Raw genomic sequence first — 25,989 nt, 5'->3', positions numbered from 1 at the left:
TCCAGCGATATAGCCGATGCCATTGCGCCAGCGCCTCGAAAACCTGCCAGTGGGCCAAAAGCTCCTGGCCGCCCTGCTTGTCCTGCTGACCACCGTTCTGCTGGTCGCCAACCTGACCTTTATCAGCGCGGCCTACTGGATCTCCCAGGAAAGCATGGCGCCCCAGGCGCTGCAGACCATTGGCCGCCTGGTGTCCAATCCGACCCTGGCGATCCAGGCGCTGAACTCCCCCGAAGATGCCGAGAAGCTGCTCAACGAACTCGACAGCTATACCCCGCTGCGGGCTGCCGCACTCTATGACGGCAAGGGCCAGCGCCTGGCCCAGTTGCAGCACGGCGAACGCCTCAAGCTGCCCGAACGCTATCGGCACATCGAAGCCTGGCAAATGACCGAGTTTCGCAGCAACCAGGTCATCACCCTGCCCCGCCCGGGCCAGGCCCCCGGCCACCTGCTGCTGGTGGCCACCAGCGAACTGCCGATGGCCTTCTACACCGGCACCCTGACCGCCAGCCTGGGAATCCTGATCTTCAGTGTGCTGCTGTGGCTGGTCATCGCCCGGCAGATCAAGCGCCTGATCACCCAGCCGATCCACCAGCTCGAGGAACTGTCGCGCCAGGTCACCCGCGAGGAGAACTACGCCCTGCGCGCAGCCCGGGGCAACCACGATGAAATCGGCAGCCTGGCAGAAGCCTTCAACACCATGCTGTCGCGCATCGAAGCTCGCGAGCAGCAGCTCAAGCGCGCCCGGGACGACTCCCAGGCCGCCTACGACCAGGCCCAGGGGCTGGCGGAGGAAACCCGCCATACCAACCGCAAGCTGGAACTGGAAGTCCAGGTGCGCAGCAAGATCGAGAAGAAGCTCACCGGCTTTCAGAACTACCTCAACAGCATCATCGACTCCATGCCCTCGGCGCTGATCGCTCTGGATGAACAGCTCTACGTCACCCAGTGGAACCAGGAAGCCAGCGCCCTGTCCGGCACCCGGCTCGACGAAGCCCTGAACCAGCCGATCTTCCTCGCCTTCGAACCGCTCAAGCCGTTCCTCCCGCAACTCAAGGAAACCGTCGAACAGCACACGGTGACCAAGGTCGAGCGGGTCACCTGGTTCAAGGACGAAGAATCCAAGCACTACGCCCTGACCTTCTACCCCCTGATGGGGGGCGCCGGACGCGGGGTGGTGATCCGTATCGACGACATCACCCAGCGCCTGTCCCTGGAAGAGATGATGGTGCAATCGGAGAAAATGCTTTCGGTGGGCGGCCTCGCGGCCGGCATGGCCCATGAGATCAACAACCCGCTGGGAGCGATCCTGCACAACGTACAGAACATTCGCCGACGACTGTCTGCCGACCTGCCAAAGAACCTTGAGCACGCGCAGCAGATCGGTGTTGAACTGCAGACCGTCAATCGCTACCTGGAAAGCCGCGAAGTGCCGCAACTGCTCGATGGCATTCAGCAGGCCGGAGCCCGGGCGGCGAAGATCGTCACCCACATGCTCAGCTTCAGCCGGCGCAGCAACCGCCAGATGGCCCCCTGCGACCTGCCGGCGCTGATCGACCAGGCGGTGGAGATCGCCAGCAACGACTTCGACCTGGCCATTGGCTTCGACTTCAAGGGCCAGGCGATCATTCGCCAGTTCGACCCGAACCTGGGCCCGGTTGCCGGCACTGCCAACGAACTGGAACAGGTGCTGCTCAACCTGCTGAAAAACGCCGCCCAGGCCATCCATCAGCGCGAAGATGACAGCGAACCCGGACGTATCATCCTGCGTACCCGTTTGAATCCGCCCTGGGCAGAGATCCAGGTGGAGGACAACGGAATCGGCATGAGCGAAAACGTGCGCAAGCGTACCTTCGAGCCCTTCTTCACCACCAAGGAAATCGGCCAGGGCACCGGGCTCGGCCTGTCGGTGTCGTACTTCATCATCACCAATAACCACAAGGGGCAGATGGAGGTGCAGTCCACTCGCGGGCAGGGCACTTGCTTCACCTTGCGCCTGCCCCTGGCCAGCAGCCAGCCGCTGGTCCAAGAACCGTTACCACTGGAGAACTGAACATGGGCTTTCGCTTGTCGAAGATCTACACCCGCACTGGCGACAAAGGCGAAACCGGACTGGGGGATGGCCGTCGGGTGCCCAAGGATCACCCTCGGGTCGAAGCCATTGGCGAGGTTGATACCCTGAACAGCCAATTGGGCCTGCTACTGGCAGGCCTCGGTGAGCAGAGCGGTGCCTGCCCCGGGCTCGAGGAAGTGATCACAGTGCTGGCTCCCTGTCAGCATCGGTTGTTCGACCTGGGTGGCGAGCTGGCGATGCCGGTCTATCAGGCCCTCAACGAGGCCGAAGTACAGCGCCTGGAGGCGGCCATCGATCTGTGGAACGAGGAGTTGGGCCCGCTGGAGAACTTCATCCTGCCCGGCGGCTCGGCGCTGATCGCCCAGGCCCATGTCTGTCGCAGCCTGGCCCGCAGCGCCGAGCGTCGCTGTCAGCACCTGAATGCCGTTGAGCCTTTGCAAGGGGTTGGGCTGGCCTACATCAATCGCCTGTCGGACCTGCTGTTTGTCGCCGCGCGACTGATCGCCAAGCGCCAGGGCATTGCCGAAATCCTCTGGCAGGCCGCCGCCAAGCCCTGACCACGCGGCTTGCGGGCGAAAGGGCCTGCAAGCGCCCGACGATGCCTCTCAGGCAAGCCTGCTCCCGCAGACCTGGGCCCAGGCTGCCATTGAGGATGTCTTCAATCCTGCGGCCAGAAGGCGCGGATACCCGCTACACCTTGAGCACCCGCTGCCCAGGCCTGCTGGCATTCGGCGGGCCCCACGCCACCCAGCAGATACACCGGCTTGTTGAAACCGCTGATCAGTTGCTCGGCCTGTTGCCAGCCCAATGGCTGTGCATCCGGATGGGTCTGGGTGGGCTGTACCGGAGACAAGGTCACGAAGTCCACGTCCATCTGCTGGGCCAGGGACAGCTCCTCGGCGTTATGGCAGGAAGCCGCCAACCAGCGATCCTTGCCGAACGGCCGCCCGGCGCTGGCGTACTTGCGCAGTTGCGCCGCAGTGATGTGCCAGCCCGCCGAGGGGAAATCCCCCAGCCATTCGAAGGGCCCCTTGAGCATCAGTTGCGCCTTGCCGGCGCACAGGCCCACCGCATCCACCGCCAGGTCGCGGTATTGCGGGTCGTAGCCGCCGGGCGCCCGCAGTTGAATCAGCTTGCAGCCCTGGGCCACGGCTTTTTGCATGCCTCGCAGCAGGGTCGGGGTTTCCAGGCCGTCCGGGGTGATCAGGTATTGGGCTGGCAGACGCGCGGCAGCGACAATCGGCTGATTGGCCGCGGGGAATTCATAGTCGGCCAGCTCACGAGCAGTGACCCAGGCCAGAGGTTGCCCTTCGGCGCCGTGAGGCTCACCGCTGAACGCCGAGACTTCCCAGACATCCAGCAGTACCTGCTTGTCCGGATAATCGTGCTGCACCTTGATCAGCGGGCGCGCTGCGGTGACGGCGATGCCCAGCTCTTCCTGTAGCTCGCGGGCCAGCGCGGCTTCGACCGCCTCCCCGGGCTCGACCTTGCCGCCGGGGAACTCCCACAGGCCACCTTGATGTTGAGTATCGGCACGCCGGGCAATCAGGATCTTGCCGCTGGCATCCCGGATAACGGCCGCAGCCACATGTACTCGTTTCACCGCACTACTTCCTCTGCTCAGGCATGTTGGCCAGGCCCTTGCGGGCCGGGCGTTGGATCTGCGCTTCGCCGGCAAGCCGGCTCCTACAGCAGGAGCGGCAACGCCGGCGAGGTTCTTAGGTGCGGTATTCCGCGTTGATCTTCACGTATTCGTGAGACAGGTCGGTGGTCCAGATGGTTTCGCTGCACGCGCCACGCCCCAGTTCGATGCGGATGGTGATTTCTTCCTGCTGCATCACCGCCGCGCCCTGGGCTTCGGTGTAGCTGGCGGCACGGGCGCCACGGCTGGCAATGCAGACTTCACCGAGAAACACGTCAATCTTGCTGACATCCAGGTCCGGCACTCCGGCACGACCTACTGCCGCCAGGATGCGGCCCCAGTTCGGGTCCGAAGCGAACAGCGCGGTCTTGATCAGTGGCGAGTGAGCCACGGTGTAGCCCACGTCCAGGCACTCCTGGTAAGTAGCCCCGCCGTTGACTTCCACAGTGACGAACTTGGTCGCGCCCTCACCGTCACGGACGATGGCCTGGGCCACTTCCATGCACACCTCGAACACCGCCTGCTTCAGGGCAGCGAACAGCGGGCCCTCGGCCTTGGTGATTTCCGGCAGCTTGGCCTGCCCCGTGGCGATCAGCATGCAGCAGTCGTTGGTCGACGTGTCGCCGTCGATGGTGATGCGGTTGAAGGACTTGTTGGCACCGTCCAGCAACAGGTTCTGCAGCACTTCGCGGGAGACTTTGGCGTCGGTGGCGATGTAGCCGAGCATGGTTGCCATGTTCGGGCGGATCATTCCCGCCCCCTTGCTGATACCAGTCACGGTGATGGTCACGCCATCATGCTGGAACTGGCGGCTGGCGCCCTTGGGCAGGGTGTCGGTGGTCATGATGCCAGTGGCGGCGGCAGCCCAGTTGTCCACGGACAGGTCGTCCAGGGCAGCTTGCAGAGCGCCTTCGATTTTCTCTACCGGCAATGGCTCGCCGATCACTCCGGTGGAGTAAGGCAGCACGGCGCTGGCATCGACGCCGGTCAGTTCCGCCAGCTTGGCGCAGGTGCGGGATGCCGCTGCCAGGCCCGGCTCACCAGTGCCGGCGTTGGCGTTACCGGTGTTGGTCAGCAGATACCGCACCGGGCCTTGTACCCGCTGCTTGGCCAGAATCACCGGCGCGGCGCAGAACGCGTTGAGGGTGAACACCCCCGCCACCGTGGAGCCTTCGGCACAACGCATGACCACCACATCCTTGCGCCCCGGGCGCTTGATGCCGGCCGAAGCGATACCAAGCTCGAAGCCGGCAACCGGGTGCAACGTAGGCAAAGGACCAAGACCAACAGCCATGAATGCGCTCCTCTTATCAGGTGTCTGCACCGTCGTCTCAAAAGACGGTGCCGCAAATGGAAAAACGCCGCGACGGCTGATGCCGTCACGGCGCGGGTGTTTCAGTGTCTGGCGGGGATCTTAGTTGATCTGGCCGTGACAGTGTTTGTACTTCTTGCCCGAACCGCAGTAGCACAGTTCATTGCGGCCAAACTTCTGCTCGTTGCGCACTGGCGCGGTGGCCAGGGCCACATCGACCTCGACGCCCTCTTCCAGGGCTTCCGGCTGATCCAGCCCCGGTGCCTCGGCGTGTTCGAACTGCATGCGCTGGGCCAGAGCCTCGGCTTCCTGACGCAGGCGAGCCTCTTCCTCGGCCGGGTCTTCGCGACGCACCTGGACGTGGGACAGCACGCGGATCGAGTCGCGCTTGATGGAGTCGAGCAACTCGGAGAACAGGGTGAAGGATTCGCGCTTGTACTCCTGCTTCGGGTTCTTCTGCGCGTAACCACGCAGGTGAATACCGTGACGCAGGTGGTCCATGGTCGACAGGTGGTCTTTCCACAGGTCGTCCAGTACCCGCAGAACAATCTGCTTCTCGAAAGTGCGCAGGGCTTCGGCACCGGCCTGGTCTTCTTTCTCGTTGTACGCGGCGATCAGCTCGTTGAGCAGCTTCTCGCGCAGGGTTTCCTCGTACAGGTGATCGTCTTCGTCGAGCCATTGCTGGATCGGCAGGCTGACACCGAAGCCGCTCTGGATGGCTTCTTCCAGGCCTGCCACGTCCCACTGCTCAGGCAGCGATTGCGGCGGGATGTGGGCGCTGACGGTAGCGTTGAGCACGTCCTGGCGGAAGTCGGCGATGGTTTCGCCAATGTTGTCCGCGGCCAACAAGGTGTTGCGCATGTGATAGATCACTTTACGCTGCTCGTTGTTGACGTCGTCGAACTCCAGCAACTGCTTGCGGATGTCGAAGTTGCGGCCTTCGACCTTGCGCTGGGCCTTCTCGATGGCGTTGGTCACCATGCGGTGCTCGATCGCCTCGCCGGACTGCATGCCCAGGGCCTTCATGAAGTTCTTCACCCGGTCAGAGGCGAAGATACGCATCAGGCTGTCTTCCAGGGACAGGTAGAAGCGGCTGGAACCGGCGTCGCCCTGGCGGCCGGCACGGCCACGCAGCTGGTTGTCGATACGACGGGACTCATGGCGCTCGGAAGCGATCACCTGCAGGCCACCGGACTCCAGCACTTGCTGGTGGCGCTTCTGCCAGTCGGCCTTGATCTGGGCGATCTGCTCCGGAGTCGGGTTCTCCAGGGAAGCCACTTCCACTTCCCAGTTGCCGCCCAACAGGATGTCGGTACCACGACCGGCCATGTTGGTGGCGATGGTCAGGGCGCCCGGGCGACCGGCCTGGGCAATGATTTCCGCTTCCTTTTCGTGGAACTTGGCGTTCAGGACCTTGTGCTCGATGCCTTCCTTGTTGAGCAGGTTGGACATGTGCTCGGAAGTTTCGATGGTCGCGGTGCCAACCAGCACCGGACGGCCCTGGGTCATGCACTCCTTGATGTCGTTGATGATCGCGGCGTATTTCTCGTCCGCGGTCAGGAACACCAGGTCGTTGTAGTCCTTACGAGCCAGCGGCTTGTTCGGCGGAATCACCATCACCTGCAGACCGTAGATCTGATGGAACTCGAAGGCTTCGGTGTCGGCGGTGCCGGTCATGCCGGACAGCTTGGTATACAGACGGAAGTAGTTCTGGAAGGTGGTCGAAGCCAGGGTCTGGCTCTCGGCCTGGATATTGAGGTTTTCCTTGGCTTCGATGGCCTGGTGCAGGCCTTCGGACAAGCGGCGACCGGGCATGGTACGACCGGTGTGTTCGTCCACCAGGACCACCTGCCCATCCTGGACGATGTATTCAACGTTGCGGTTGAACAGCTTGTGCGCACGCAGGCCGGCGTAAACGTGGGTCAACAGGCCCAGGTTGTGCGCCGAGTACAGGCTTTCGCCTTCAGCCAGCAGGCCGACCTGGGTCAGCATTTCTTCGATGAACTGGTGACCGGCTTCGTTGAGCTCGACCTGGCGGGTCTTCTCGTCGACGGTGAAGTGCCCAGCCTTGGTGACCTGGCCTTCCACTTCCTCGATGTGCTGCTCGAGGCGCGGGATCAGCTTGTTGATCTCGGTGTACAGGCGGGAACTGTCCTCAGCCTGGCCGGAAATGATCAACGGAGTACGGGCTTCGTCGATGAGGATCGAGTCGACTTCGTCGATCACGGCAAAATTGAGCTCGCGCTGGAACTTGTCTTCCATGCTGAAAGCCATGTTGTCGCGCAGGTAGTCGAAACCGAATTCGTTGTTGGTGCCGTAGGTGATGTCGGCGGCGTAGGCAGCACGTTTCTCTTCAGGCGGCTGGAACGGCGTGACCACGCCGACGCTCAGGCCGAGGAATTCGTACAGCGGGCGCATCCAGTTGGCGTCGCGGCGAGCCAGGTAGTCGTTCACGGTCACCACGTGCACGCCCTTGCCGGACAGGGCGTTGAGGTACACACCCAGGGTCGCTACCAGGGTCTTGCCCTCACCGGTGCGCATCTCGGCGATCTTGCCTTCATGCAAGGTCATGCCGCCGATCAGCTGCACATCGAAGTGGCGCATTCCCATGATCCGCTTACCGGCTTCACGGGCGACCGCGAAGGCTTCGGGAAGCAGTTTGTCGAGGGTTTCACCCTTGGCGATACGGGCCTTGAACTCGGCAGTCTTGGCACGCAATTGATCGTCCGAAAGGGCCACCATTTGCTCTTCGAAGGCATTGACGATCTGTACCGTCTTGAGCATGCGTTTGACTTCACGCTCGTTCTTGCTTCCAAAAAGTTTCTTTAACAAAGGCGCAAACATATCGGCAGGATCTTCCACACATAGGGTTGGAGGGCGGCCCCGTGAGTCGCCCGAGCAGCCCTCATGGCCGCATGCGAACGAGCATTCTACCCGGAAACGATGGTGAGGAAAGTGGCGTTATTCCACGATGCTGGCACAGCGCTGTGACGGGGCTCACCTAAAATAAGGGCTTTTCGCTGAACTTCAAGCCCATTGACCACAGAAGTTAATGATTACGATCAGCAAAGAACCAGAAATTGATCAAAGTACGAACAAGCGATGGCGCCGGCGTGGCGGGCGCTTTCTGCTACCATGGCGCCTCTGTAACTTCAGGTTTCTGATCATGGCATTTCGCCCCCTTACGGCACGCGCTCCCGCCGTTCTTCTTCGCGAAGCCAAGCCTCTGAAAGCCATACTCGGCCACGCCCAGCGCCTGGCGCATCTGCAGCGCCTGCTGGAAAGCCAGCTGCAGCCGGCCGCTCGCGAACATTGCCACGTTGCTTCCTGGCGTGAAGGCAGCCTGCTGCTGATCGTCACCGACGGGCACTGGGCAACGCGCCTGCGCTATCAGCAAAAGCGCCTGCAACGTCAATTGCTGGAGTTCAACGAGTTCAGCAACCTGACGCGCATCCTGTTCAAGGTCCAGCCGCCGACGGTCCAGCAAGGAGCCGCGGGACACACCATGGACCTGTCGAACAACGCCGCTGAAACCATCCAGGCCACCGCAGAGGGCATCACCGACCCCAACCTGCGCGCGGCCCTGGAGCGCCTGGCCAGCCACGCCAAACCGCGGGGCTGAGTCAAGCCTGTACTTCAGCGCCGCTTGCTGCCGCCGAGCAGGGAACCCATCAAGCCCCGCACCAGTTGCCGTCCCAATTGATTAGCCGCCTGGCGCATGGCCGACTTCAATGCCTGCCCGGCAGCCGTGCCAAGGAACTCACCCGCCCGGTCGGCCAGGCTGGGCTCTTCAGCCGCTGCTTTGCCAGAAGGCTGCTGAACCTGCGGTGCCAACTCCTTGCGCCCCAGCAACACTTCATAGGCTGATTCGCGGTCGATCGGTTTGTCATAGCGCCCCAGCAGCGGCGAACTGGCGATCAGGGCCTGGCGCTCGGCCTCGGTCAGCGGCCCGATCCGCGACTGCGGCGGCGCCACCAGTACCCGCTGGACCATTTCTGGCGTGCCCTTGTCCTGCAAGGTGCCCACCAGCGCTTCGCCGATGCCCAGCTCGGTCAGTACCGCCAGCGCATCGAAGGCGGGGTTGGGACGGAAACCATCCGCCACGGCGCGCAGGGACTTCTGTTCCTTGGCAGTAAAGGCCCGCAAGCCATGCTGGATACGCAATCCCAATTGAGCCAGGACATTGTCCGGCAGGTCCCCGGGCGACTGGGTAACGAAATACACCCCCACACCCTTGGAGCGAATCAGCCGCACCACCTGCTCCAGCCGGTCCTGCAAGGCCTTGGGAGTACCGGCGAACAGCAGGTGCGCTTCGTCGAAGAACAGCGCCAGCAGCGGCTTGTCCGCATCGCCCCGCTCCGGCAGTTGCTCGAACAGCTCGGCCAGCAGCCATAAAAGGAAGGTCGCATAGACTTTCGGCGCCTCATGCACGAGGCGGCTGGCATCGAGCAGATGAATCCGCCCACGACCATCGGCGGCCGGCTGCAGAATGTCCTCCAGCTGCAACGCCGGCTCACCGAACAGTGCTTCGGCGCCCTGCTGCTCCAGGGTCGCCAGGCGCCGCAACAGCGCCTGGCTGGAGCCGGTAGTCATCAACGCAGCATCGTCCCCGAGCAGCTGCGGGTTGTCCTTGAGGTGGTTGAGCAGTGCCTTGAGGTCCTTCAGGTCGAGCAGCAACAGGCCTTCGCGATCAGCCACCTTGAACGCCGCATAGAGCGCCGACTGCTGGCTGTCGGTGAGTTCCAGCAAACTGCCCAGCAGCAGCGGGCCCATTTCGCTCAGGGTGGTGCGCAGAGGATGACCGCTTTGCCCATGGATATCCCACAGGGTCACCGGATAGGCCTGTGGTTGATGCTTGAGCCAGGGCATGCCGGCGATCCGCTCGGCAACCTTGCCCTGGGGGTTGCCCGCAGCACCCAGCCCACAGAGGTCGCCTTTGATGTCTGCGGCAAATACCGCCACCCCGGCATCACTGAAGGCTTCTGCCAGGCGCTGCAGGGTGACGGTCTTGCCGGTGCCCGTGGCGCCCGCCACCAGACCGTGGCGGTTGGCCAGGCGCATGGCCTGGGCGATCGGCAGGCCATCGAGGCCGGCACCGATTACGAGTTGCGATGAGTCAGGCATTTTGTCACCCCTGGTTAATCTTTGGCCTTACACGGTCGATATGAATAAATGATGGATCAGAAGTATCTGAAATAAAGGTCAGGTAATTCCCGTGGGATAGATGGAGATATCAGCTTACTTATAACACCGCCCTTCTGTGCGTTTTTCCAACCCGATGCCCTGGACTCAAAGACCTTAGCGGACACCCCAAGCCATGAACAAAAATCTGCGCTTCAGCCACAAGATCCTGCTTGCCGCCTCGCTGATCGTCATAGCTGCATTTGCACTATTCACGCTCTACAACGATTACCTGCAACGCAACGCCATTCGTGATGATCTGGACAACTATCTTCAGGAAATGGGCGACGTCACGGCAAAAAATATTCAGACCTGGCTCGCCGGTCGCGCCCTGCTGATCGAGAACATCTCCCAGTCGGTGGCCCTCAACACGGACCCTGCGAATGTCAGCAACCTGCTGGAACAGAAATCCGTCAGCTCGACCTTCATGGGGGCCTACCTGGGCAACAATGACGGCACCTTCATCATCCGTCCCAACAGCAAGATGCCGGATGGCTACGATCCTCGCGCCCGCCCCTGGTACAAGAGTGCCGAAAGCAGCAGCGGCTCGGCCCTGACCGAACCCTATATCGACCTGGCGTCCGGCCAGTTGGTGATCTCCATCGTCGACAGCGTGATCAAGGCCGGCCAGAGGATCGGTGTGGTCGGCGGCGACCTGAGCCTGCAAGTAATCACCGACAGCATCAATGCCCTGGACTTCGACGGCATGGGCTACGCCTTCCTGATCAGCGCCGACGGCAAGATCCTGGTGCACCCGGACAAGAACCTGGTGATGAAGACCCTCAAGGACGTCTACCCCCAGGACACCCCCAAGATCAGCAGTGAACTCAGCGAGATCACTGTCGATGGCAAGCCGCGCATTGTCACCTTCACCCAGATCAAGGGCCTGTCCTCGGTGAACTGGTACATCGGCCTGTCCGTGGACAAGGACAAGGCTTTCGCCATGCTCAGCGAGTTCCGCACCTCGGCGATCATCGCCACCCTGACGGCCGTGGCCCTGACCATTGCCCTGCTGGGCCTGCTGATCCGCCTGCTGATGCAGCCGCTGCACGTGATGACCCGGGCCATGCAGGACATCGCCGATGGCGAAGGCGACCTGACTCGACGCCTGAACATCCATAACCAGGACGAGTTCGGCATCCTCGGCACCGCCTTCAACCGTTTCGTCGAACGCATCCACGGCTCGATCCGCGAAGTGTCCTCGGCCACCGAGCACGTCAACGAAGTCGCCCTGCGCGTGGTCAGCGCCTCCAACTCGTCGATGCTCAACTCCGACGAGCAGGCCAGCCGCACCAACAGCGTGGCCGCCGCCATCAATCAGCTCGGGGCCGCCGCCCAGGAAATCGCCCGCAATGCCGCCCAGGCTTCGCAACAGGCCAGCGATGCGCGCAACCTCGCCGAAGACGGCCAGCAAGTGGTGGATCGCAGCATCCAGGCGATGAACCAACTGTCGGACATGATCAGCGCCTCCAGCAGCAACATCGAAACCCTCAACAGCAAGACCGTGAACATCGGGCAGATCCTCGAAGTGATCACCAGCATTTCCCAGCAGACCAACCTGCTGGCCCTCAACGCGGCCATCGAAGCGGCCCGGGCCGGCGAGGCAGGACGCGGCTTTGCCGTGGTTGCCGATGAAGTGCGCAACCTGGCGCACCGCACCCAGGAGTCGGCGCAGCAAGTGCAGGGCATGATCGAGGAGCTGCAAGTGGGCGCCCGCGAATCGGTGAGCACCATGAGCAACAGCCAGCGCCACAGCCAGGACAGCGTGGAAATCGCCAACCAGGCCGGGGAACGACTCAACAGCGTGACCCAGCGCATAGGCGAGATTGACGGCATGAACCAGTCGGTGGCCACGGCGACCGAAGAGCAGACCTCGGTGGTGGAGTCCATCAATATGGACATTACCGAGATCAATACGCTGAATCAGGAAGGCGTGGAAAACCTCCAGGCCACCTTGCGGGCCTGCTCCGATCTGGAGCAGCAGGCAGCACGCTTGAAGCAACTGGTGGGCAGTTTCAGGATCTGAAAGCGCCCAATGCCCTGCCGCCGGCTAGCCGGCGGCAGGCTCAAGCAGGCTTGGGCCGGGATGGCGCCTGGGGTTCCTGCTGCAATTGCTCCCACAACTGCGCGGCATCGGGAAAATCGGTGCCGTCGTCAGGGCTCAACTCATCGGGGTCGTAACGGCTCAGGCAACCTTCGCCGAGGGTGGCGGGTGCCTTGGACGTGGCTTTATCCAGTGGATCGGTCATCGGGCTGACCTCGTGAGGTGCAAAACCAGGAGCGGGGTATTGAACCCCCGCGCCTGGTTTTTTTTCAATCAGAACACCACAGTCTTGTTGCCGTGCACCAGCACGCGGTCCTCCAGGTGATAGCGCAGGCCGCGGGCCAGGACCATTTTCTCCACGTCACGACCGAAACGCACCATGTCCTCGATGCTGTCGCTGTGGCTGACCCGCACCACGTCCTGCTCGATGATAGGACCGGCGTCCAGTTCCTCGGTGACGTAGTGGCAGGTTGCGCCGATCAGCTTCACACCGCGCAGCGAGGCCTGATGGTAAGGCTTGGCACCGACAAAGGATGGCAGGAAGCTGTGGTGGATGTTGATCACCTTGTGCGCGTACTCGCTGCACAGCTCCGGCGGCAGGATCTGCATGTAGCGCGCCAGCACCACCACTTCGGCGTCGTGCTGCTTGACCAGGCGCGACACCTCGGCGAAGGCCGGCTCCTTGTCCTGCGGGTTGACCGGCACGTGGTAATAAGGAATGCCGTGCCACTCGACCATGCTGCGCAGATCATCGTGGTTGGAAATCACGCAGGCGATCTGGCAATCCAGCTCATCGCTGTGCCAGCGGTGCAGCAAGTCGGCCAGGCAGTGGGATTCGCGGCTGGCCATCAGTACCACGCGCTTTTTCTCGGCGGTATCGGTAATGCGCCAGTCCATCGAGAACTCTTCGGCGATCGGCGCAAAGGCCTCGCGAAAAGCCTCCAGGCCAAAGGGCAGTGAATCGGCACGAATCTCGTGGCGCATGAAAAACCAGCCACTGAGATTGTCCGAGTGGTGGCTCGCTTCGGTGATCCAACCGTTGTGGGAGGCTAGAAAGTTACTGACTTTGGCAACGATGCCAACGCGGTCAGGGCAAGAAATCACCAACCGAAAGGTGCGCATGGGGGGGAAACTCCAGAACTTCGCAAAGGTCGCCATTCTAGCGATTGCGCGACAAAACTGCAGTATTCATTGCATCCAGCTCCCTGGGTAGATCACCAAGGGCCGCCCCGGCCCGGCTTAGCGGCCGCTACTCCAGGTGCCGTAATGGCACTTGTAAATAGTGCTTAACTAGTTTGTGAATAACCGGCCCGAATGCATCAACCTATTAAATAGCGAAATGTCTTTTACGCCTAAACACACTAAGAGAGACGAATAAAACAGCGGTATTATGTTTACTTGCTCAAACTCCCTGACTATTATTGCGACACTGTCACCCAGCCACTCAGCGCTCAATAAGGTAGTCCTCATGTCCCTGATCAACGAATACCGTGCCACTGAAGAAGCCATCAAAGAACTGCAAGCGCGTTTGAAGAACCTGTCCCAAGACGACAAACTGAAAGCCGAACTGGAGTTCGAAGGCAAACTGCGCAGCCTGATGGGCGAGTACTCCAAATCCCTGCGCGACATCATCGCCCTGCTGGATCCGGACTCGAAAGTTAAAGCACCTCGCGCCGCGGTTAAAACCACCGGCACCAAGCGCGCCCGTAAAGTTAAACAGTACAAGAACCCGCACAACGGCGAAGTCATCGAAACCAAAGGTGGCAACCACAAGACTCTGAAAGAGTGGAAAGCCAAGTGGGGCGGCGACGTGGTAGAAGGTTGGGCCACCCTGCTGGGCTAAGCCTCTCCGTTGAGCGCCCGGGCTTTGCAGCCCTACAGAGAAAACGCCAGCATGCTGGCGTTTTTTTATGCCCTGGCAACCCGCTCAAGGAGCGGGGCCGCGGCTCAAAGAGCCAGACGCCGAGTCAGGGCCTGTACATAGTCCTGCCATTGATCCAGAACCTGACGCTGCACCGGGTCCGCACTTAACAGCGATTGCTCAAGCCCTTGCCGGAAACTTTCCAGGGTATTGGGAGCACCGAGTTGCGGATCTAGCAAACGCTGCTGACAAAAAACCAGCCAACGTTCTTGCTCGGCTTTGTTCAATGTTTCTGGAAAGTTGCGGGCACGGTAGCGAAAGAGTAATTCCGGCAAGCGCTCATCATCGAATGGCCATTGTTGCTGGGCCAAGTGCAACGGGTCAGCCTCACGTACTTGCTCACACAAACGCCGGTCACGGTCACCAATAAAACCGTCGTACAACTGTTGCTCCGGGTCATCGCTTGCGGCAAATTCATCCGGCCCATAAATCACCGAAAGTTTATCCCGCCAAACTTCTTGAGCTTCGCTCAAGGCCACAGCCCGACGCTGATATAGCTCCATGTCCAAGTGCAGCCGCTGTTGATCTTCACTGCGCAGAACACTCAATGGCGCCACGACCGGGCAGCGATTGATATGGATGAGTTTCAACGGCACCGGCAACTCGCCTTCGAGCAGATCTTCCCGGCGCGTGTACAAACGCTGGCGCAGGGTTTCGGCGTCCAACTCCAACAGCCCCTGAGGGTCCAGGTGCAGGTCGCAGACAATCAAGGCATTGCGATTGCGTGGATGCCAGGCCAGGGGCAGGACCACGCCGATGTAGTGGCGCGCCGCAGAAAAGCGCCCGGAGATGTGCACCATGGGTTGCAACAGGCGGACCTGATCCATCACCCGCTGCTTGCTGCGCAACTGGAACAGCCAGTCATAGAGTCTGGGCTGTTTGTCGCGAACCAATCGCGCCAGGGCGATGGTCGCCCGGACATCGGACAGCGCGTCATGGGCCTGGCCGTGATCGATGCCGTTGGCTGCGGTCAGGCGCTCCAGCTTGAGGCTTACCTGCCCCTGCTCCTCGGGCCAGACGATCCCCTGGGGGCGCAACGCATAAGCCGTGCGCACCACGTCGATCAGGTCCCAACGGCTGTTGCCGCCCTGCCACTCCCGGGCGTAGGGGTCGAAGAAATTGCGATACAGGCTGTAGCGGGTCATCTCATCGTCGAAACGCAGGGTGTTGTAGCCCACGCCGCAGGTCCCGGGGCGCGCCAGTTGCTCGTGCACCCGGGTCATGAAATCCGCCTCCCCCAGGCCTTGTTCGGCCAGACGGCCAGGGGTGATGCCAGTGATCATGCAAGCCATCGGATGGGGCAGGATATCGTCGCTGGGCTGGCAGTAGAGGTTGACCGGCTCGTCGATCTCGTTGAGTGCCAGGTCGGTGCGGATACCGGCCACTTGCAACGGGCGATCACAACGCGGATTGATGCCGGTGGTTTCGTAGTCGTACCAAAAGAGGGAAGTCACGGCCTGTTCCTGAACTGAAAGACCGCCGCAGTCTAGGCGTTCAGGCGCCGTCAGGGCCAGCCGCACGAACCGGGGCGAAGGCATTGGACTTGGCGAATTCGTAGTTAATGATGTCGTTTGCCCCTCAGACACTGCTAGCATCGGCGCTGGATTTTTTACCAGACCAAGCCGATAAGTTACCCATGCTTGAGACGACAGCAACGCCAAGGAACGCATCGCTGCACCCGCCACTGGATACGCGCTACCAGGTCGAAACCCCCGAGGGCATCGACCTGCCGCTGCGGCCTGCGGGGTTGCTGGTGCGCACCCTGGCCTTCAGTCTCGACCTGGGCATCCGCGGGCTGGTGCTGGGCCTGCTGTTCATCATCCTGGGCTTTTTCGACGAAGTCGGCGTCGGCCTCGGCTCCATCCTGCTGTTCCTCATCAGTTGGTGGTACATGGTGCTGTTCGAGGTGCTGAACCAGGGGCGCTCCCCCGGCAAGCAACTGATGGGGCTGCGAGTGGTGCAGGACGACGGCACCCCGATTGGCTGGAGTGCCTCCCTGACCCGCAACCTGCTGCGCTTTGCCGACATGCTGCCTTTCGGCTATTTCCTCGGCGCCATCAGTTGCCTGCAGCACCCGACCTTCAAACGCCTCGGCGATCTGGCCGCCGGCACCCTGGTGATCTACCGCGAGCAGCCGGTCAAACGCCCCGAACTGCCGCCAGCCGTCCCCCGCACCGCGCCCTTCGCCCTGAGCCTGAATGAGCAACGGGCGATCCTCGGCTTTGCCGAGCGCCAGGGCCAGCTGTCGGCCGAACGTACCCGGGAACTGGCCGGCATCCTCGCACAACCGCTGCATGTACCCAGTGCCCAGGCCACGGCCGAACTCAATGGCATTGCCCGCGGCTTCCTGGGAACCCCATGAAACAAAGCCTTTTCGAACACCGCCACCAGGCGCAATGGCAACAGTTCGAGCAATTGCTCGAGCGTCTGGAACATGGCCGGGCCAAAGCCGAGGAATGCCAGAGCTTCGTCCAGGACTACCGGCGCCTGTGCCAGCACCTGGCCCTGGCCGAAGAACGCGGCTACAGCAGCTACCTGATCGATCCGCTGCAACAACTGGCCCTGCGCGGCCACCAGCAGCTGTACCGACAGCGCAGCGCCTTCGGGGCCAATCTATTGAGTTTCGTGCTGGCCGGTTTCCCCCGCCTGGTGCGTCAGGAGTGGCGCCTGGTGCTGCTGGCCAGCCTGCTGTTCTTCGGCAGCCTGCTGGCCATCGGGGTGCTGGTGTACCTGTTTCCCGATCTGATCTACAGCCTGGTGAGCCCGCAGCAAGTCAGCGAGATGCAGGGCATGTACGACCCTACCGCCGGGCGCCTGGGGCGGGCCGCCGAACGGGCCTCGAGCGAAGACTGGGTGATGTTCGGCTACTACATCATGCACAACATCGGGATCGCCTTTCAGACCTTTGCCAGCGGCCTGCTGTTCGGCGTGGGCAGTGTGTTCTTCCTGTTTTTCAACGGCCTGATGATCGGCGCCATTGCCGGCCACCTGACCCAGATCGGCTTCGGCCAGACCTTCTGGCCGTTCGTGATCGGCCACGGCGCCTTTGAACTCAGCGCCATTGCCCTGTCTGGCGCCGCCGGGCTAAAACTTGGCTGGGCGTTGATCGCGCCGGGCCGCCTGACCCGCGGCGAAGCCCTGCTGCAAGCCGCGCGCGTCAGCGTGCAACTGATCTACGGCGTCATCGGCTTCTTGCTGATCGCCGCCTTTGTCGAAGCCTACTGGTCCTCCATGACCTGGCCGGCCGCCTGGGTCAAATACAGCGTCGGCAGTGCCCTTTGGGGCCTGGTGGCGGCCTACCTGACCCTGGCCGGACGTGAATCCCATGCGCCTGAGTGATGCCAGCGTGGTGATCCGCCCCCGCAGCGCCTGGGAGGCCATGGACCTGGGCGTGCTACTGAGCCAGCGTCATCGGCGCTTGCTGATGACCAGTTGGGCCATCGTCAGCCTGCCAGTGTTCGCCCTGCTGAGCCTACTGCTCTGGGAATCGCCGTCGCTGGCGATCCTGCTGTTCTGGTGGCTGAAGCCGGCCTTCGAACGCCTGCCGCTGTTTATTCTGTCTAAAGCCCTGTTCGGCGAAACACCCAGCCTGGGGCAAGCGCTGAAACAATGGCCTCTCCTGCTCAAGCCGCAACTGCTGGCCAGCCTGACCTGGCGCCGCTTCAGCATGAGCCGCAGCTTCACCCTGCCGGTGGTACAACTTGAAGGCCTGAGCGCCGACGCCCGGCAACAACGCCTGGCGGTGCTGCTACAGAAAAATGCCGGGGCCGCGCGCTGGCTGACCCTGATTGGCATGCACCTGGAAGGCGCCCTGTGGATTGGCCTGATGGTGCTGTTCTACCTGCTGCTGCCACAACAGGTCGAAGTGGACTGGAGCTGGCAGAGCCTGATGATCGCCGCCCAACAGGACTGGCTATGGCTGGAACACCTGACCAACGTCTTCTACGCCCTGGTCCTGGTGATCTGGGAGCCGATCTACGTGGCCTGCGGTTTCAGCCTGTACCTGAACCGACGCACCGAGCTGGAGGCCTGGGACATCGAGCTGGTATTCCGTCGCCTGCGCCAGCGCCTGACCGGTGCCAGCACGCTGCTCTTGCTCGCCGGCCTGCTGTTCCTGGCACCGACCCAACCGCTCTGGGCCGCCGCCCCCAGCAGTTCCGCGGCCGGCCCCGAGACCCCGCGGCTGCTGCAGCAACCGCTGACCAGCAAGGCGTCCAGGGACAGCATCCAGGCCATCCTGGACAAGCCCCCCTTCAAGAACCAGGAGTCGGTCACTCGCTACCGTTTCGGTGACGAGCAAGCCGAGAAGAAGGACGCCAAGGGCAAGCCTCCAGGCTGGCTCAAGAACCTGCTGGAAAGCCTCGGCAAGGACAGTTTCGGCGGGGTCGCCAAGGGCCTGGAGATTCTGCTCTGGGGGTTGCTGCTGGCGGCTCTGGGCTGGCTGATCTGGCGCTACCGCGATTGGCTGCAGGCCTTCGTCAGCCGTCGTCCGCTGCCGCGCAAGAAACGCCCCGCGGCCATGCCCCAGCAGTTGTTCGGCCTGGAAGTCAGCAGCGAAACCCTGCCCGCCGATGTCGCCGCCCGCGCCGCTGAACTCTGGGCCAGCCAGCCCCGGGAAGCCTTGGGCCTGCTGTACCGGGCGCTGCTCAGCCGCTTGCTGGAAGACTTCCACCTGCCCCTCAGCGTGGCCGATACCGAAGGCCAGGTGCTGGAGCGCATCAAGGCGCTGCAGCAGCCACAATTGGAGGCTTTCAGCATCAGCCTGACCCGCCACTGGCAGAACATGGCGTACGGTCATCAGGTACCCGGCGCCGATCTGCAACCACAGCTGTGCGGCGCCTGGCGCAGCCTGTTCGGCCCCGGAGCACAGCCATGAAGCGCTACCTGTGGGGCGGCCTGGTCCTGCTCCTGGCTCTGGTCCTCGGGGCCGGCGGCTATTACCTGTATCGCCATGCCACGCCCTATCAGGAACTGGTCGATCACGGCCCCTCCCCCGAGGCCCGGGCCAACCCCTACCTGGCGGCCGAGATGTTCCTGCGTGAACGTGGCCTCAAGGTACAACACGCCAATAGCCTGGATGTCCTGGCCAGCTTGCCCCCGGCCGGCAACAGCCTGTTGCTGCTGGGGGAGCGCTCGAACATGAGCCCGCCCCAGGTCGACCAGCTCCTGGAGTGGGCCCGCGCCGGCGGCCGCCTGCTCTTCGTCGCCGAGGCCCTGTGGAACGAGGACAGCCAGAAGAGCGGCGACCTGCTGCTGGACCGGGTGCAGATCCACCAGCAGCTCAGCCAGGACCTTGACGAGCCACCGGAGCCGGAAGCCGACGATGCCTATCCGAAGCTGACCAAGGTCTACCTGGAAGACGAACAGGCTCCGGCCTACATCAGTTTCGACACCGACTTCCACCTGGACGACCCGCAAAGCCTGGCGCAATCCTGGGCCAACAGCGGCGTGGCGACCCACATGATCCAGCTTGAATACGGCAAGGGCGCGGTCATCGTGCTCACCGATGCCGATATCTGGAAAGCCCCGGCCATCGGCCTGTACGACAACGCCTGGCTGCTGTGGTACCTCAATACCGATAGCGCCGTGACGCTGCTGTTCAATACCGATCACCCGGACCTCTGGCAGTTGCTCTGGCGCTATTTCCCCCAGGCGCTGGTAGCCCTGGCCCTGCTGCTCGGCCTGTGGCTCTGGCAGGCCGGCGTGCGCCACGGGCCGTTGCTGGCTCCAGCCCCCAAGGCGCGGCGCCAACTGCGTGAACACCTGCGGGCCAGTGCCGACTTCCTGCTGCGCCATGCTGGCCAGGGTGCGTTGCTGCAGGCCCTGCAACTGGATATCCGGCGCCGTGCACGGCGCCGCCACCCGGGCTTCGAGCAATTGTCGGCCGAGGCCCAGTGGGACGTGCTGGCCCTGCTCAGCCAACAACCTGTCGAGGCCATTCGACAGTCCCTGCAACCCTTGTCCGGACAGCGCCTTTCCAGCGTTGATTTCAGCCACCAGGTCGCCCGCCTGCAAACTCTCAGGAATGCCCTATGAGCGAACAACCGATCGAATTCCCCGAGCCTTCCGAGGCTCCACAGCCTCAGGTCCATGCTGCCCAGCAGCGCCAGCGGGCCAGCCAGCTGGCTCAGGCGGTGCGCCAGGAACTGCAGAAGGCGGTGATCGGCCAGGAAGCGGTCATCGATGATGTGCTGACCGCCCTGATCGCTGGCGGCCATGTGCTGCTCGAAGGCGTCCCCGGGCTCGGCAAGACCCTGCTGGTACGAGCCCTGGCCCGCTGCTTTGGCGGCGAGTTCGCGCGCATCCAGTTCACCCCCGACCTGATGCCCAGCGACGTCACCGGGCATGCGGTATACGACCTGCAGACCGAGCAGTTCAAGCTGCGCAAGGGCCCGCTGTTCACCAACCTGCTGCTGGCGGACGAGATCAACCGCGCGCCGGCCAAGACCCAGGCCGCCCTGCTGGAAGCCATGCAGGAACGTCAGGTCACCCTCGAAGGCCGAGCGCTGCCCATCGCCCAGCCGTTCATGGTCCTGGCTACCCAGAACCCCATCGAACAGGAAGGCACCTACCCGCTGCCGGAGGCCGAGCTGGATCGCTTCATGCTCAAGCTGCGCATGGACTACCCGGATGCCGAACAAGAACTGACCATGGTCCGCCAGGTGACGCGCTCGACCCGCGCCGACATGCTCGACGTACAGCCTCTGCGCACCGTACTCCAGGCCAAGGACGTACTGGCCCTGCAGCGCATCGCCAGCGAACTGCCCCTGGACGAGCAGGTGCTCGATTATGCCGTGCGCCTGGCCCGGGCCACCCGCAGTTGGCCAGGCCTGACCCTGGGCGCCGGCCCCCGCGCCTCCATTGCCCTGGTGCGCGGCGCTCGTGCCCGAGCCCTGCTGCGTGGCGGCGAATTCGTGATTCCCGATGACATCAAGGGCTGCGCCATGGCCGTGCTGCGGCATCGAGTACGGGTCGCCCCGGAGCTGGACATCGAAGGCCTGTCGGTGGAACAGGTGCTCAAGCAGATGCTCGAACAGATTCCGGCACCGCGCCTGTGAGCCGCCCACGCCAATGAAGCCGACCCGTCTGCTGTTGATCTGGCTGGGTACTTTGACCGGCCTGTACACCCTGCTCGGCGCCGCCCGCGCCCTGGGCAGCGAGGCCCTGCCGCGCCTGGACTCGATTGCCTGGGGCCTGCTGCTGGCGTTGTTGCTGCTGGCATTGCTGGACGCCCTGCGCCTGCTGCGCGTGGCCTCGCCGCAGATCCAGCGCCAGCTACCCGGCAGCCTGCCCCTGGGCCGCTGGAGCGAGGTGCAACTGGAGATCCTGCACGACTACCGGCAACCACTGGATGTGCAACTGTTCGACCACCCGCCCCAGGGCCTGGGCTTCGAGCACCTGCCGCAGTCCACGCGCCTGGAGCCGGGGCAGGTCAGCCGGATCGGCTATAACGTGCGCCCACTGCAGCGCGGCCACTTCAATTTCGACCAGTGCGAAGTCAGCCTGCCCAGCCCTCTCGGATTATGGAGCGCCAGGCGCCTGCTCAAGGTGCACGACAGCACCCGGGTCTACCCGGACTTCGCCCGGCTCTACGGCGCACAATTGCTGGCGGTGGACAACTGGCTCAGCCAACTCGGTGTGCGCCAGCGGCAACGCCGCGGCCTGGGCCTGGAGTTCAACCAACTGCGGGAGTTTCGCGAAGGCGACAGCCTGCGGCAGATCGACTGGAAGGCCACGGCCCGCCAACGCGCGCCCATCGTCCGGGAGTACCAGGACGAACGCGACCAGCAGATCATCTTCATGCTCGACTGTGGGCGCCGCATGCGCAGCCAGGATGGCGAGCTGGCGCACTTCGACCACGCCCTCAATGCCTGCCTGCTGCTGAGCTATGTCGCCCTGCGCCAGGGCGATGCGGTGGGTCTGTACAGCTTTGCCGGGGAACGCTCGCGCTACCTTGCACCGGTCAAGGGCTCGGCCCAGTTGAGCGTGCTGCTCAATGGCGTCTACGACCTGGACACCAGCCAGCGCCCCGCCGATTACCAGGCCGCCGCCAGCGAGCTGCTGGCGCGGCAGAAACGCCGGGCACTGGTGGTGCTGATTACCAACCTGCGGGACGAGGATGACCAGGAACTGCTGACGGCGGTCAAGCGCATCGGCCGCCAGCATCGGGTGCTGGTGGCCAGCCTGCGCGAAGAGGTGCTCGACCAGTTGCGCCAGAGCCCGGTGCAAACCCTGCCCGAAGCCCTGGCCTACAGCGCGACGGTGAACTACCTGAACAGCCGCGCCGAGCTGCACGAACGCCTGAGCGCCCACGGCGTCGCCCTGCTCGACGCCCGCCCGGGAGAACTGGGGGCCGAACTGGTCAGCCGCTATCTGAGCTGGAAGAAAGCCGGCAGCCTGTAGCTGCTGCCGAGCGCCTCAGGCCGAGGTCTGCAACGGGTGAAAGCTGAAGTAATGACGCAACGCCTGCTCCAGCTCGACAAACTCCGCACCGGCCCGCAACAGGCTGAAACCGCTGTCGTAGTGGTGCGGCGTCAGGTCCTCATGACACCAGAGGCAGCAGGCGCTGAAGTCGATGAACTGCACCTGGCCGTCACCGCCGGGGACTTTCACCCGCAAGTCGAATTCGGCACCGATCAGCATCGGCAACTGGCTGATCAGCATCAGCCCGTCGGCCGACAGGTTGCCAAGGAAACCCACCGGCTTGTCGGTGAAACGATTGAATACTTTTAAAAAGGACGGCAGTTGGTGCCGCTCGATCCGAGGTTCCATGAACATGCTGGGTATCGCTATGAAAGGTCATTAAGCATGACCGCACTAGTGCTTCGGAACAGGCCCTGAATCGGCCCGCCCTCCCGGATTCGATGCGCGAGGAAGACTGCCAGAAGGATTCCAACGCCACTGCCACCAGCCGGGCCGGGGCAGTTTTCGAACAGCCTGTGCAGATGTTAGCTCAAGCACGAGGGGCAATTACACCGCCCCCTAGTGAATCTCTTTTACAACGCCGTGCGACGAACTTGAGCGGCGCCATTTGCCGGGTAGTGCCCCAACTGTTGCAGGGTATCCAGGCGAGCCCGGGCGCGAAACGCGTACTCGCTGGTGGGGTACTGGGTAATGATGAACTGGTAGGTCTGCGCGGCATCGACGAACAACTTCTGGCGCTCCAGGCATTGCCCGCGCAGCATCGACACTTCCGGCTGGATATAGCGACGGGCACGGCTGTCACGGTCGACCTGGCTCAACTCGAGCATCACGCTCTCGCAGTTGCCGCGGTCATAAGCGCGGTAGGCGTTATTCAAATGATGGTCCATGGACCAGCGGGTACAGCCGACAACACTGACGGCCAGGGCAGCAATGAGTACGAATCGCATGGGGTATCTCCTGTCTTGTGCAGTGTATCGACTCATCGGCAAAAATCTTCAAGGTTGTTGCGGTAAACAAACAAAGCAATAAGTAGTGCAAACGAACAATGACTACAACTTCGGAGCATAGTAGCCTCTCGTTGCGCTTGAACTCAGGAGTCCGTGCATGTCCGTTCGTCGTACCAAAATCGTTGCCACCCTTGGCCCGGCCAGTAACTCGCCGGAAGTTCTCGAACAGCTGATTCTCGCGGGCCTGGATGTTGCCCGCCTGAACTTCTCCCACGGCACTCCGGACGAGCACAAGGCTCGCGCCAAACTGGTCCGCGACCTGGCAGCCAAGCACGGCCGCTTCGTGGCCATCCTCGGCGACCTGCAGGGCCCGAAGATCCGCATCGCCAAATTCGCCAACAAGCGCATCGAGCTGAAGATCGGTGACAAGTTCACCTTCTCCACCAGCCATCCGCTGACCGAAGGCACCCAAGATATCGTCGGCATCGACTACCCGGATCTGGTCAAGGACTGCGGTGTGGGCGACGAGCTGCTGCTGGACGACGGCCGCGTGGTGATGCGTGTGGAAACCGCCACCGCCACCGAATTGCATTGCGTGGTGACCATCGGCGGCCCGCTGTCCGACCACAAGGGCATCAACCGTCGTGGTGGTGGCCTGACCGCTCCGGCCCTGACCGAGAAAGACAAGGCCGATATCAAGCTCGCGGCCGAGATGGAAGTCGATTACCTGGCCGTGTCCTTCCCACGGGACGCCGCCGACATGGAATACGCGCGCAAGCTGCGTGACGAAGCCGGTGGTACTGCCTGGCTGGTAGCGAAGATCGAACGCGCCGAAGCGGTGGCCGACGACGAAACCCTCGACGGCCTGATCAAGGCCAGCGACGCGGTCATGGTTGCCCGTGGCGACCTGGGCGTGGAAATCGGCGACGCCGAGCTGGTGGGCATCCAGAAGAAAATCATTCTGCACGCCCGTCGCCACAACAAGGCGGTGATCGTTGCGACCCAGATGATGGAGTCGATGATCCAGAACCCGATGCCGACCCGCGCCGAAGTGTCCGACGTGGCCAACGCCGTGCTCGACTACACCGATGCGGTGATGCTCTCGGCGGAAAGCGCCGCCGGTGCCTACCCGCTGGAAGCGGTGCAGGCCATGGCGCGGATCTGCGTCGGTGCGGAAAAGCACCCCACCAGCAAGACCTCCAGCCACCGCATGGGCAAGGTGTTCGAAAGCTGCGACCAGAGCATCGCCCTGGCTGCCATGTACACCGCCAACCACTTCCCGGGCGTGAAGGCGATCATCGCCCTGACCGAAAGTGGCTACACCCCGCTGATCATGTCGCGCATCCGCTCCTCGGTGCCGATCTACGCCTACTCCCCGCACCGCGAAACCCAGGCTCGCGCAGCCATGTTCCGTGGCGTCTACACCATCCCGTTCGACCCGGCTTCCCTGCCGCCCGAGCAGGTCAGCCAGGCAGCGATCGATGAGCTGCTCAAGCGCGGTGTCGTAGAGAAAGGCGACTGGGTGATTCTCACCAAGGGCGACAGCTACCACACCACCGGCGGCACCAACGGCATGAAGATCCTGCACGTGGGCGACCCGATGGTCTGAGTCTTCGCCTTGCTGAACAAAAAGCCCCGGTGCCGAAAACACCGGGGCTTTTTCATGCCCGCGTGAAACCGCTTTCCAGGGTCTCAGCCCTTGCTGAGAAACCCGGACAACGCGGCGATGGCTTCCGGGGACTGCAGGCGCCGGGTGAATTCCACGCCCTCTTGCTCAATGACCTGGCGCAGTTGCTCGCGGCCCGGCGCCTTCATCAGGCGCTTGCTCACCTGCACCGCTTCGGGCGCCAACTGGCTGAAACGCAAGGCCGCCTCCCGGGCCTTGGCCAAGGTGGCCACACCATCCCCCAGGGCGGCGCTGGCAATCCCCCAGGCGGCGGCCTGTTCGCCACTGAAGCCTTCGCCCAGCAACAGCAACTCCGCCGCCTTGGCCTGCCCCAGCAAGCGCGGCAGGATCAGGCTCGAACCAAATTCCGGGCACAGCCCCAGGTTGACGAACGGCATGCGCAGCCGTGCATCGCGACTGACATAGACCAGATCGCAATGCAGCAGCATCGTGGTGCCGATGCCTACTGCCGCGCCGGCCACTGCGGCCACCACCGGCTTGCGACATTGCACAAGGCTGCGCATGAAGCGAAACACCGGGCTGTCGAGGTCCCGGGGCGGTTGCTGGAGGAAGTCGGCGATGTCATTGCCGGCGGTAAAGCATTCGCTGCTGCCGCAGATCATCACGGCGTTGATCTCGGGATCGCCATCGGCCTCGCTCAGGGCGTCGGCCAGGCGAGCGTACATGGCGCGGGTCAAGGCGTTTTTCTTGTCGGGACGGTTCAGGCGCAGGGTCAGCAGCCCGCCCTCACGTTGCAACTCGATGGCATCGGTCATGG

Annotated in this window: 22 protein-coding genes and 1 pseudogene; 13 read left to right on the top strand and 10 right to left on the bottom strand. The window is 63.0% G+C overall.

What is annotated here, in order from left to right; all coding sequences use genetic code 11:
- Positions 1–16 precede the first annotated feature (16 nt).
- Positions 17–2,053: a HAMP domain-containing sensor histidine kinase gene (locus tag F6S12_RS03755; protein WP_015636773.1), complete on the top strand. Its 2,037-nt coding sequence runs from the start codon at positions 17–19 to the stop codon at positions 2,051–2,053.
- 2 nt (positions 2,054–2,055) lie between these two features.
- Positions 2,056–2,631, top strand: coding sequence for a cob(I)yrinic acid a,c-diamide adenosyltransferase (locus F6S12_RS03750; RefSeq protein ID WP_053153465.1), 576 nt, complete (start codon positions 2,056–2,058; stop codon positions 2,629–2,631).
- A gap of 101 nt (positions 2,632–2,732) precedes the next feature.
- Here F6S12_RS03750 and F6S12_RS03745 read toward each other — a convergent pair whose 3' ends face one another.
- The 3 genes from F6S12_RS03745 to secA all read right to left on the bottom strand — a co-directional run bounded on the left by F6S12_RS03745 (position 2,733) and on the right by secA (position 7,872).
- Positions 2,733–3,677, bottom strand: coding sequence for a Nudix family hydrolase (locus F6S12_RS03745; RefSeq protein ID WP_183000016.1), 945 nt, complete (start codon positions 3,675–3,677; stop codon positions 2,733–2,735).
- Positions 3,678–3,792: 115 nt separating this feature from the next.
- Positions 3,793–5,010, bottom strand: a complete 1,218-nt coding sequence (gene argJ / locus F6S12_RS03740) for a bifunctional glutamate N-acetyltransferase/amino-acid acetyltransferase ArgJ (RefSeq protein ID WP_011063034.1) — start codon at positions 5,008–5,010, stop codon at positions 3,793–3,795.
- 120 nt (positions 5,011–5,130) lie between these two features.
- Positions 5,131–7,872, bottom strand: a complete 2,742-nt coding sequence (gene secA, locus F6S12_RS03735; RefSeq protein WP_315868718.1) for a preprotein translocase subunit SecA — start codon at positions 7,870–7,872, stop codon at positions 5,131–5,133.
- 322 nt (positions 7,873–8,194) lie between these two features.
- Here secA and F6S12_RS03730 point away from each other — a divergent pair, with 322 nt between their 5' ends.
- A complete protein-coding gene (locus F6S12_RS03730; RefSeq protein ID WP_011063036.1) occupies positions 8,195–8,650 on the top strand; it encodes a DUF721 domain-containing protein in 456 nt (151 codons plus the stop codon).
- A 14-nt stretch (positions 8,651–8,664) separates the two neighbouring features.
- Here the strand turns inward: F6S12_RS03730 and F6S12_RS03725 are convergent, their stop codons facing one another.
- Positions 8,665–10,152, bottom strand: a complete 1,488-nt coding sequence (locus F6S12_RS03725; protein WP_053159898.1) for a helicase HerA-like domain-containing protein — start codon at positions 10,150–10,152, stop codon at positions 8,665–8,667.
- Between the two features lie 193 nt (positions 10,153–10,345).
- Between F6S12_RS03725 and F6S12_RS33700 the strand changes: the two are divergent.
- Positions 10,346–11,377: pseudogene (locus F6S12_RS33700) on the top strand (cache domain-containing protein); the annotation flags it as partial.
- A gap of 93 nt (positions 11,378–11,470) precedes the next feature.
- Positions 11,471–12,235 (top strand): methyl-accepting chemotaxis protein, encoded by a 765-nt coding sequence (locus F6S12_RS33695; protein ID WP_370059447.1) that lies wholly within the window; start codon positions 11,471–11,473, stop codon positions 12,233–12,235.
- Between the two features lie 40 nt (positions 12,236–12,275).
- Here F6S12_RS33695 and F6S12_RS03715 read toward each other — a convergent pair whose 3' ends face one another.
- Together F6S12_RS03715 and purU are read right to left on the bottom strand one after the other, a co-directional pair.
- Positions 12,276–12,458: a hypothetical protein gene (locus F6S12_RS03715; RefSeq protein WP_011063039.1), complete on the bottom strand. Its 183-nt coding sequence runs from the start codon at positions 12,456–12,458 to the stop codon at positions 12,276–12,278.
- A 68-nt stretch (positions 12,459–12,526) separates the two neighbouring features.
- A complete protein-coding gene (purU, locus tag F6S12_RS03710; protein ID WP_011063040.1) occupies positions 12,527–13,375 on the bottom strand; it encodes a formyltetrahydrofolate deformylase in 849 nt (282 codons plus the stop codon).
- 346 nt (positions 13,376–13,721) lie between these two features.
- Here purU and mvaT point away from each other — a divergent pair, with 346 nt between their 5' ends.
- On the top strand, positions 13,722–14,096 hold the full coding sequence (gene mvaT, locus F6S12_RS03705) for a histone-like nucleoid-structuring protein MvaT (RefSeq protein ID WP_011063041.1): 375 nt from the start codon (positions 13,722–13,724) through the stop codon (positions 14,094–14,096).
- Positions 14,097–14,200: 104 nt separating this feature from the next.
- On the opposite strand, the gene sbcB is transcribed toward mvaT, so the two are convergent.
- Positions 14,201–15,628: an exodeoxyribonuclease I gene (gene sbcB / locus F6S12_RS03700; RefSeq protein ID WP_053153474.1), complete on the bottom strand. Its 1,428-nt coding sequence runs from the start codon at positions 15,626–15,628 to the stop codon at positions 14,201–14,203.
- Positions 15,629–15,810: 182 nt separating this feature from the next.
- Between sbcB and F6S12_RS03695 the strand changes: the two genes are divergently transcribed.
- From F6S12_RS03695 to F6S12_RS03670, 6 genes are read left to right on the top strand one after another with little or no spacing between them, the layout of a single operon-like run.
- Complete coding sequence (locus F6S12_RS03695) at positions 15,811–16,536, top strand: RDD family protein (protein WP_011063043.1); 726 nt, start codon at positions 15,811–15,813, stop codon at positions 16,534–16,536.
- Positions 16,533–17,513: a stage II sporulation protein M gene (locus F6S12_RS03690; RefSeq protein WP_011063044.1), complete on the top strand. Its 981-nt coding sequence runs from the start codon at positions 16,533–16,535 to the stop codon at positions 17,511–17,513. The genes F6S12_RS03695 and F6S12_RS03690 overlap by 4 nt, the downstream gene beginning before the upstream one ends.
- Positions 17,500–19,050, top strand: coding sequence for a DUF4129 domain-containing protein (locus tag F6S12_RS03685; protein ID WP_315868717.1), 1,551 nt, complete (start codon positions 17,500–17,502; stop codon positions 19,048–19,050). The genes F6S12_RS03690 and F6S12_RS03685 overlap by 14 nt, the downstream gene beginning before the upstream one ends.
- On the top strand, positions 19,047–20,210 hold the full coding sequence (locus F6S12_RS03680) for a DUF4350 domain-containing protein (protein ID WP_053153480.1): 1,164 nt from the start codon (positions 19,047–19,049) through the stop codon (positions 20,208–20,210). Before F6S12_RS03685 ends, F6S12_RS03680 begins: the two co-directional genes overlap by 4 nt.
- A complete protein-coding gene (locus F6S12_RS03675) occupies positions 20,207–21,232 on the top strand; it encodes an AAA family ATPase (protein ID WP_011063047.1) in 1,026 nt (341 codons plus the stop codon). Before F6S12_RS03680 ends, F6S12_RS03675 begins: the two co-directional genes overlap by 4 nt.
- A 13-nt stretch (positions 21,233–21,245) precedes the next feature.
- Positions 21,246–22,577 (top strand): DUF58 domain-containing protein, encoded by a 1,332-nt coding sequence (locus tag F6S12_RS03670; RefSeq protein WP_011063048.1) that lies wholly within the window; start codon positions 21,246–21,248, stop codon positions 22,575–22,577.
- A 15-nt stretch (positions 22,578–22,592) separates the two neighbouring features.
- Here the strand turns inward: F6S12_RS03670 and F6S12_RS03665 are convergent, their stop codons facing one another.
- Together F6S12_RS03665 and F6S12_RS03660 are read right to left on the bottom strand one after the other, a co-directional pair.
- A complete protein-coding gene (locus F6S12_RS03665) occupies positions 22,593–22,952 on the bottom strand; it encodes a PilZ domain-containing protein (RefSeq protein ID WP_011063049.1) in 360 nt (119 codons plus the stop codon).
- A 218-nt stretch (positions 22,953–23,170) separates the two neighbouring features.
- On the bottom strand, positions 23,171–23,545 hold the full coding sequence (locus tag F6S12_RS03660; protein ID WP_011063050.1) for a hypothetical protein: 375 nt from the start codon (positions 23,543–23,545) through the stop codon (positions 23,171–23,173).
- A 157-nt stretch (positions 23,546–23,702) separates the two neighbouring features.
- Between F6S12_RS03660 and pyk the strand changes: the two genes are divergently transcribed.
- Positions 23,703–25,154, top strand: a complete 1,452-nt coding sequence (pyk, locus tag F6S12_RS03655) for a pyruvate kinase (protein WP_011063051.1) — start codon at positions 23,703–23,705, stop codon at positions 25,152–25,154.
- Positions 25,155–25,237: 83 nt separating this feature from the next.
- Here the strand turns inward: pyk and F6S12_RS03650 are convergent, their stop codons facing one another.
- A complete protein-coding gene (locus F6S12_RS03650; RefSeq protein WP_015636786.1) occupies positions 25,238–25,987 on the bottom strand; it encodes an enoyl-CoA hydratase-related protein in 750 nt (249 codons plus the stop codon).
- Positions 25,988–25,989: the final 2 nt, after the last annotated feature.

This window comes from Pseudomonas sp. JV245A, from assembly GCF_032424515.1.
Taxonomy (GTDB): domain Bacteria; phylum Pseudomonadota; class Gammaproteobacteria; order Pseudomonadales; family Pseudomonadaceae; genus Aquipseudomonas; species Aquipseudomonas protegens.
The sequence above is the reverse complement of the archived record's forward strand: the minus strand, read 5'-3'. Positions and strand labels throughout refer to the sequence as shown.

Bases quoted from the DNA above. Each gene is read 5' to 3' on its own strand.
- F6S12_RS03660 (WP_011063050.1), bottom strand. From the start codon at position 23,545: ATGCGATTCGTACTCATTGCTGCCCTGGCCGTCAGTGTTGTCGGCTGT.
- F6S12_RS03715 (WP_011063039.1), bottom strand. From the start codon at position 12,458: ATGACCGATCCACTGGATAAAGCCACGTCCAAGGCACCCGCCACCCTC.
- F6S12_RS33695 (WP_370059447.1), top strand. From the start codon at position 11,471: ATGCTCAACTCCGACGAGCAGGCCAGCCGCACCAACAGCGTGGCCGCC.
- mvaT (WP_011063041.1), top strand. From the start codon at position 13,722: ATGTCCCTGATCAACGAATACCGTGCCACTGAAGAAGCCATCAAAGAA.
- pyk (WP_011063051.1), top strand. From the start codon at position 23,703: ATGTCCGTTCGTCGTACCAAAATCGTTGCCACCCTTGGCCCGGCCAGT.
- F6S12_RS03685 (WP_315868717.1), top strand. From the start codon at position 17,500: ATGCGCCTGAGTGATGCCAGCGTGGTGATCCGCCCCCGCAGCGCCTGG.
- F6S12_RS03675 (WP_011063047.1), top strand. From the start codon at position 20,207: ATGAGCGAACAACCGATCGAATTCCCCGAGCCTTCCGAGGCTCCACAG.
- F6S12_RS03725 (WP_053159898.1), bottom strand. From the start codon at position 10,152: ATGCCTGACTCATCGCAACTCGTAATCGGTGCCGGCCTCGATGGCCTG.
- argJ (WP_011063034.1), bottom strand. From the start codon at position 5,010: ATGGCTGTTGGTCTTGGTCCTTTGCCTACGTTGCACCCGGTTGCCGGC.
- purU (WP_011063040.1), bottom strand. From the start codon at position 13,375: ATGCGCACCTTTCGGTTGGTGATTTCTTGCCCTGACCGCGTTGGCATC.
- F6S12_RS03680 (WP_053153480.1), top strand. From the start codon at position 19,047: ATGAAGCGCTACCTGTGGGGCGGCCTGGTCCTGCTCCTGGCTCTGGTC.
- F6S12_RS03730 (WP_011063036.1), top strand. From the start codon at position 8,195: ATGGCATTTCGCCCCCTTACGGCACGCGCTCCCGCCGTTCTTCTTCGC.
- F6S12_RS03695 (WP_011063043.1), top strand. From the start codon at position 15,811: ATGCTTGAGACGACAGCAACGCCAAGGAACGCATCGCTGCACCCGCCA.
- F6S12_RS03750 (WP_053153465.1), top strand. From the start codon at position 2,056: ATGGGCTTTCGCTTGTCGAAGATCTACACCCGCACTGGCGACAAAGGC.
- F6S12_RS03755 (WP_015636773.1), top strand. From the start codon at position 17: ATGCCATTGCGCCAGCGCCTCGAAAACCTGCCAGTGGGCCAAAAGCTC.
- secA (WP_315868718.1), bottom strand. From the start codon at position 7,872: ATGTTTGCGCCTTTGTTAAAGAAACTTTTTGGAAGCAAGAACGAGCGT.
- F6S12_RS03650 (WP_015636786.1), bottom strand. From the start codon at position 25,987: ATGACCGATGCCATCGAGTTGCAACGTGAGGGCGGGCTGCTGACCCTG.
- F6S12_RS03665 (WP_011063049.1), bottom strand. From the start codon at position 22,952: ATGTTCATGGAACCTCGGATCGAGCGGCACCAACTGCCGTCCTTTTTA.
- F6S12_RS03670 (WP_011063048.1), top strand. From the start codon at position 21,246: ATGAAGCCGACCCGTCTGCTGTTGATCTGGCTGGGTACTTTGACCGGC.
- F6S12_RS03690 (WP_011063044.1), top strand. From the start codon at position 16,533: ATGAAACAAAGCCTTTTCGAACACCGCCACCAGGCGCAATGGCAACAG.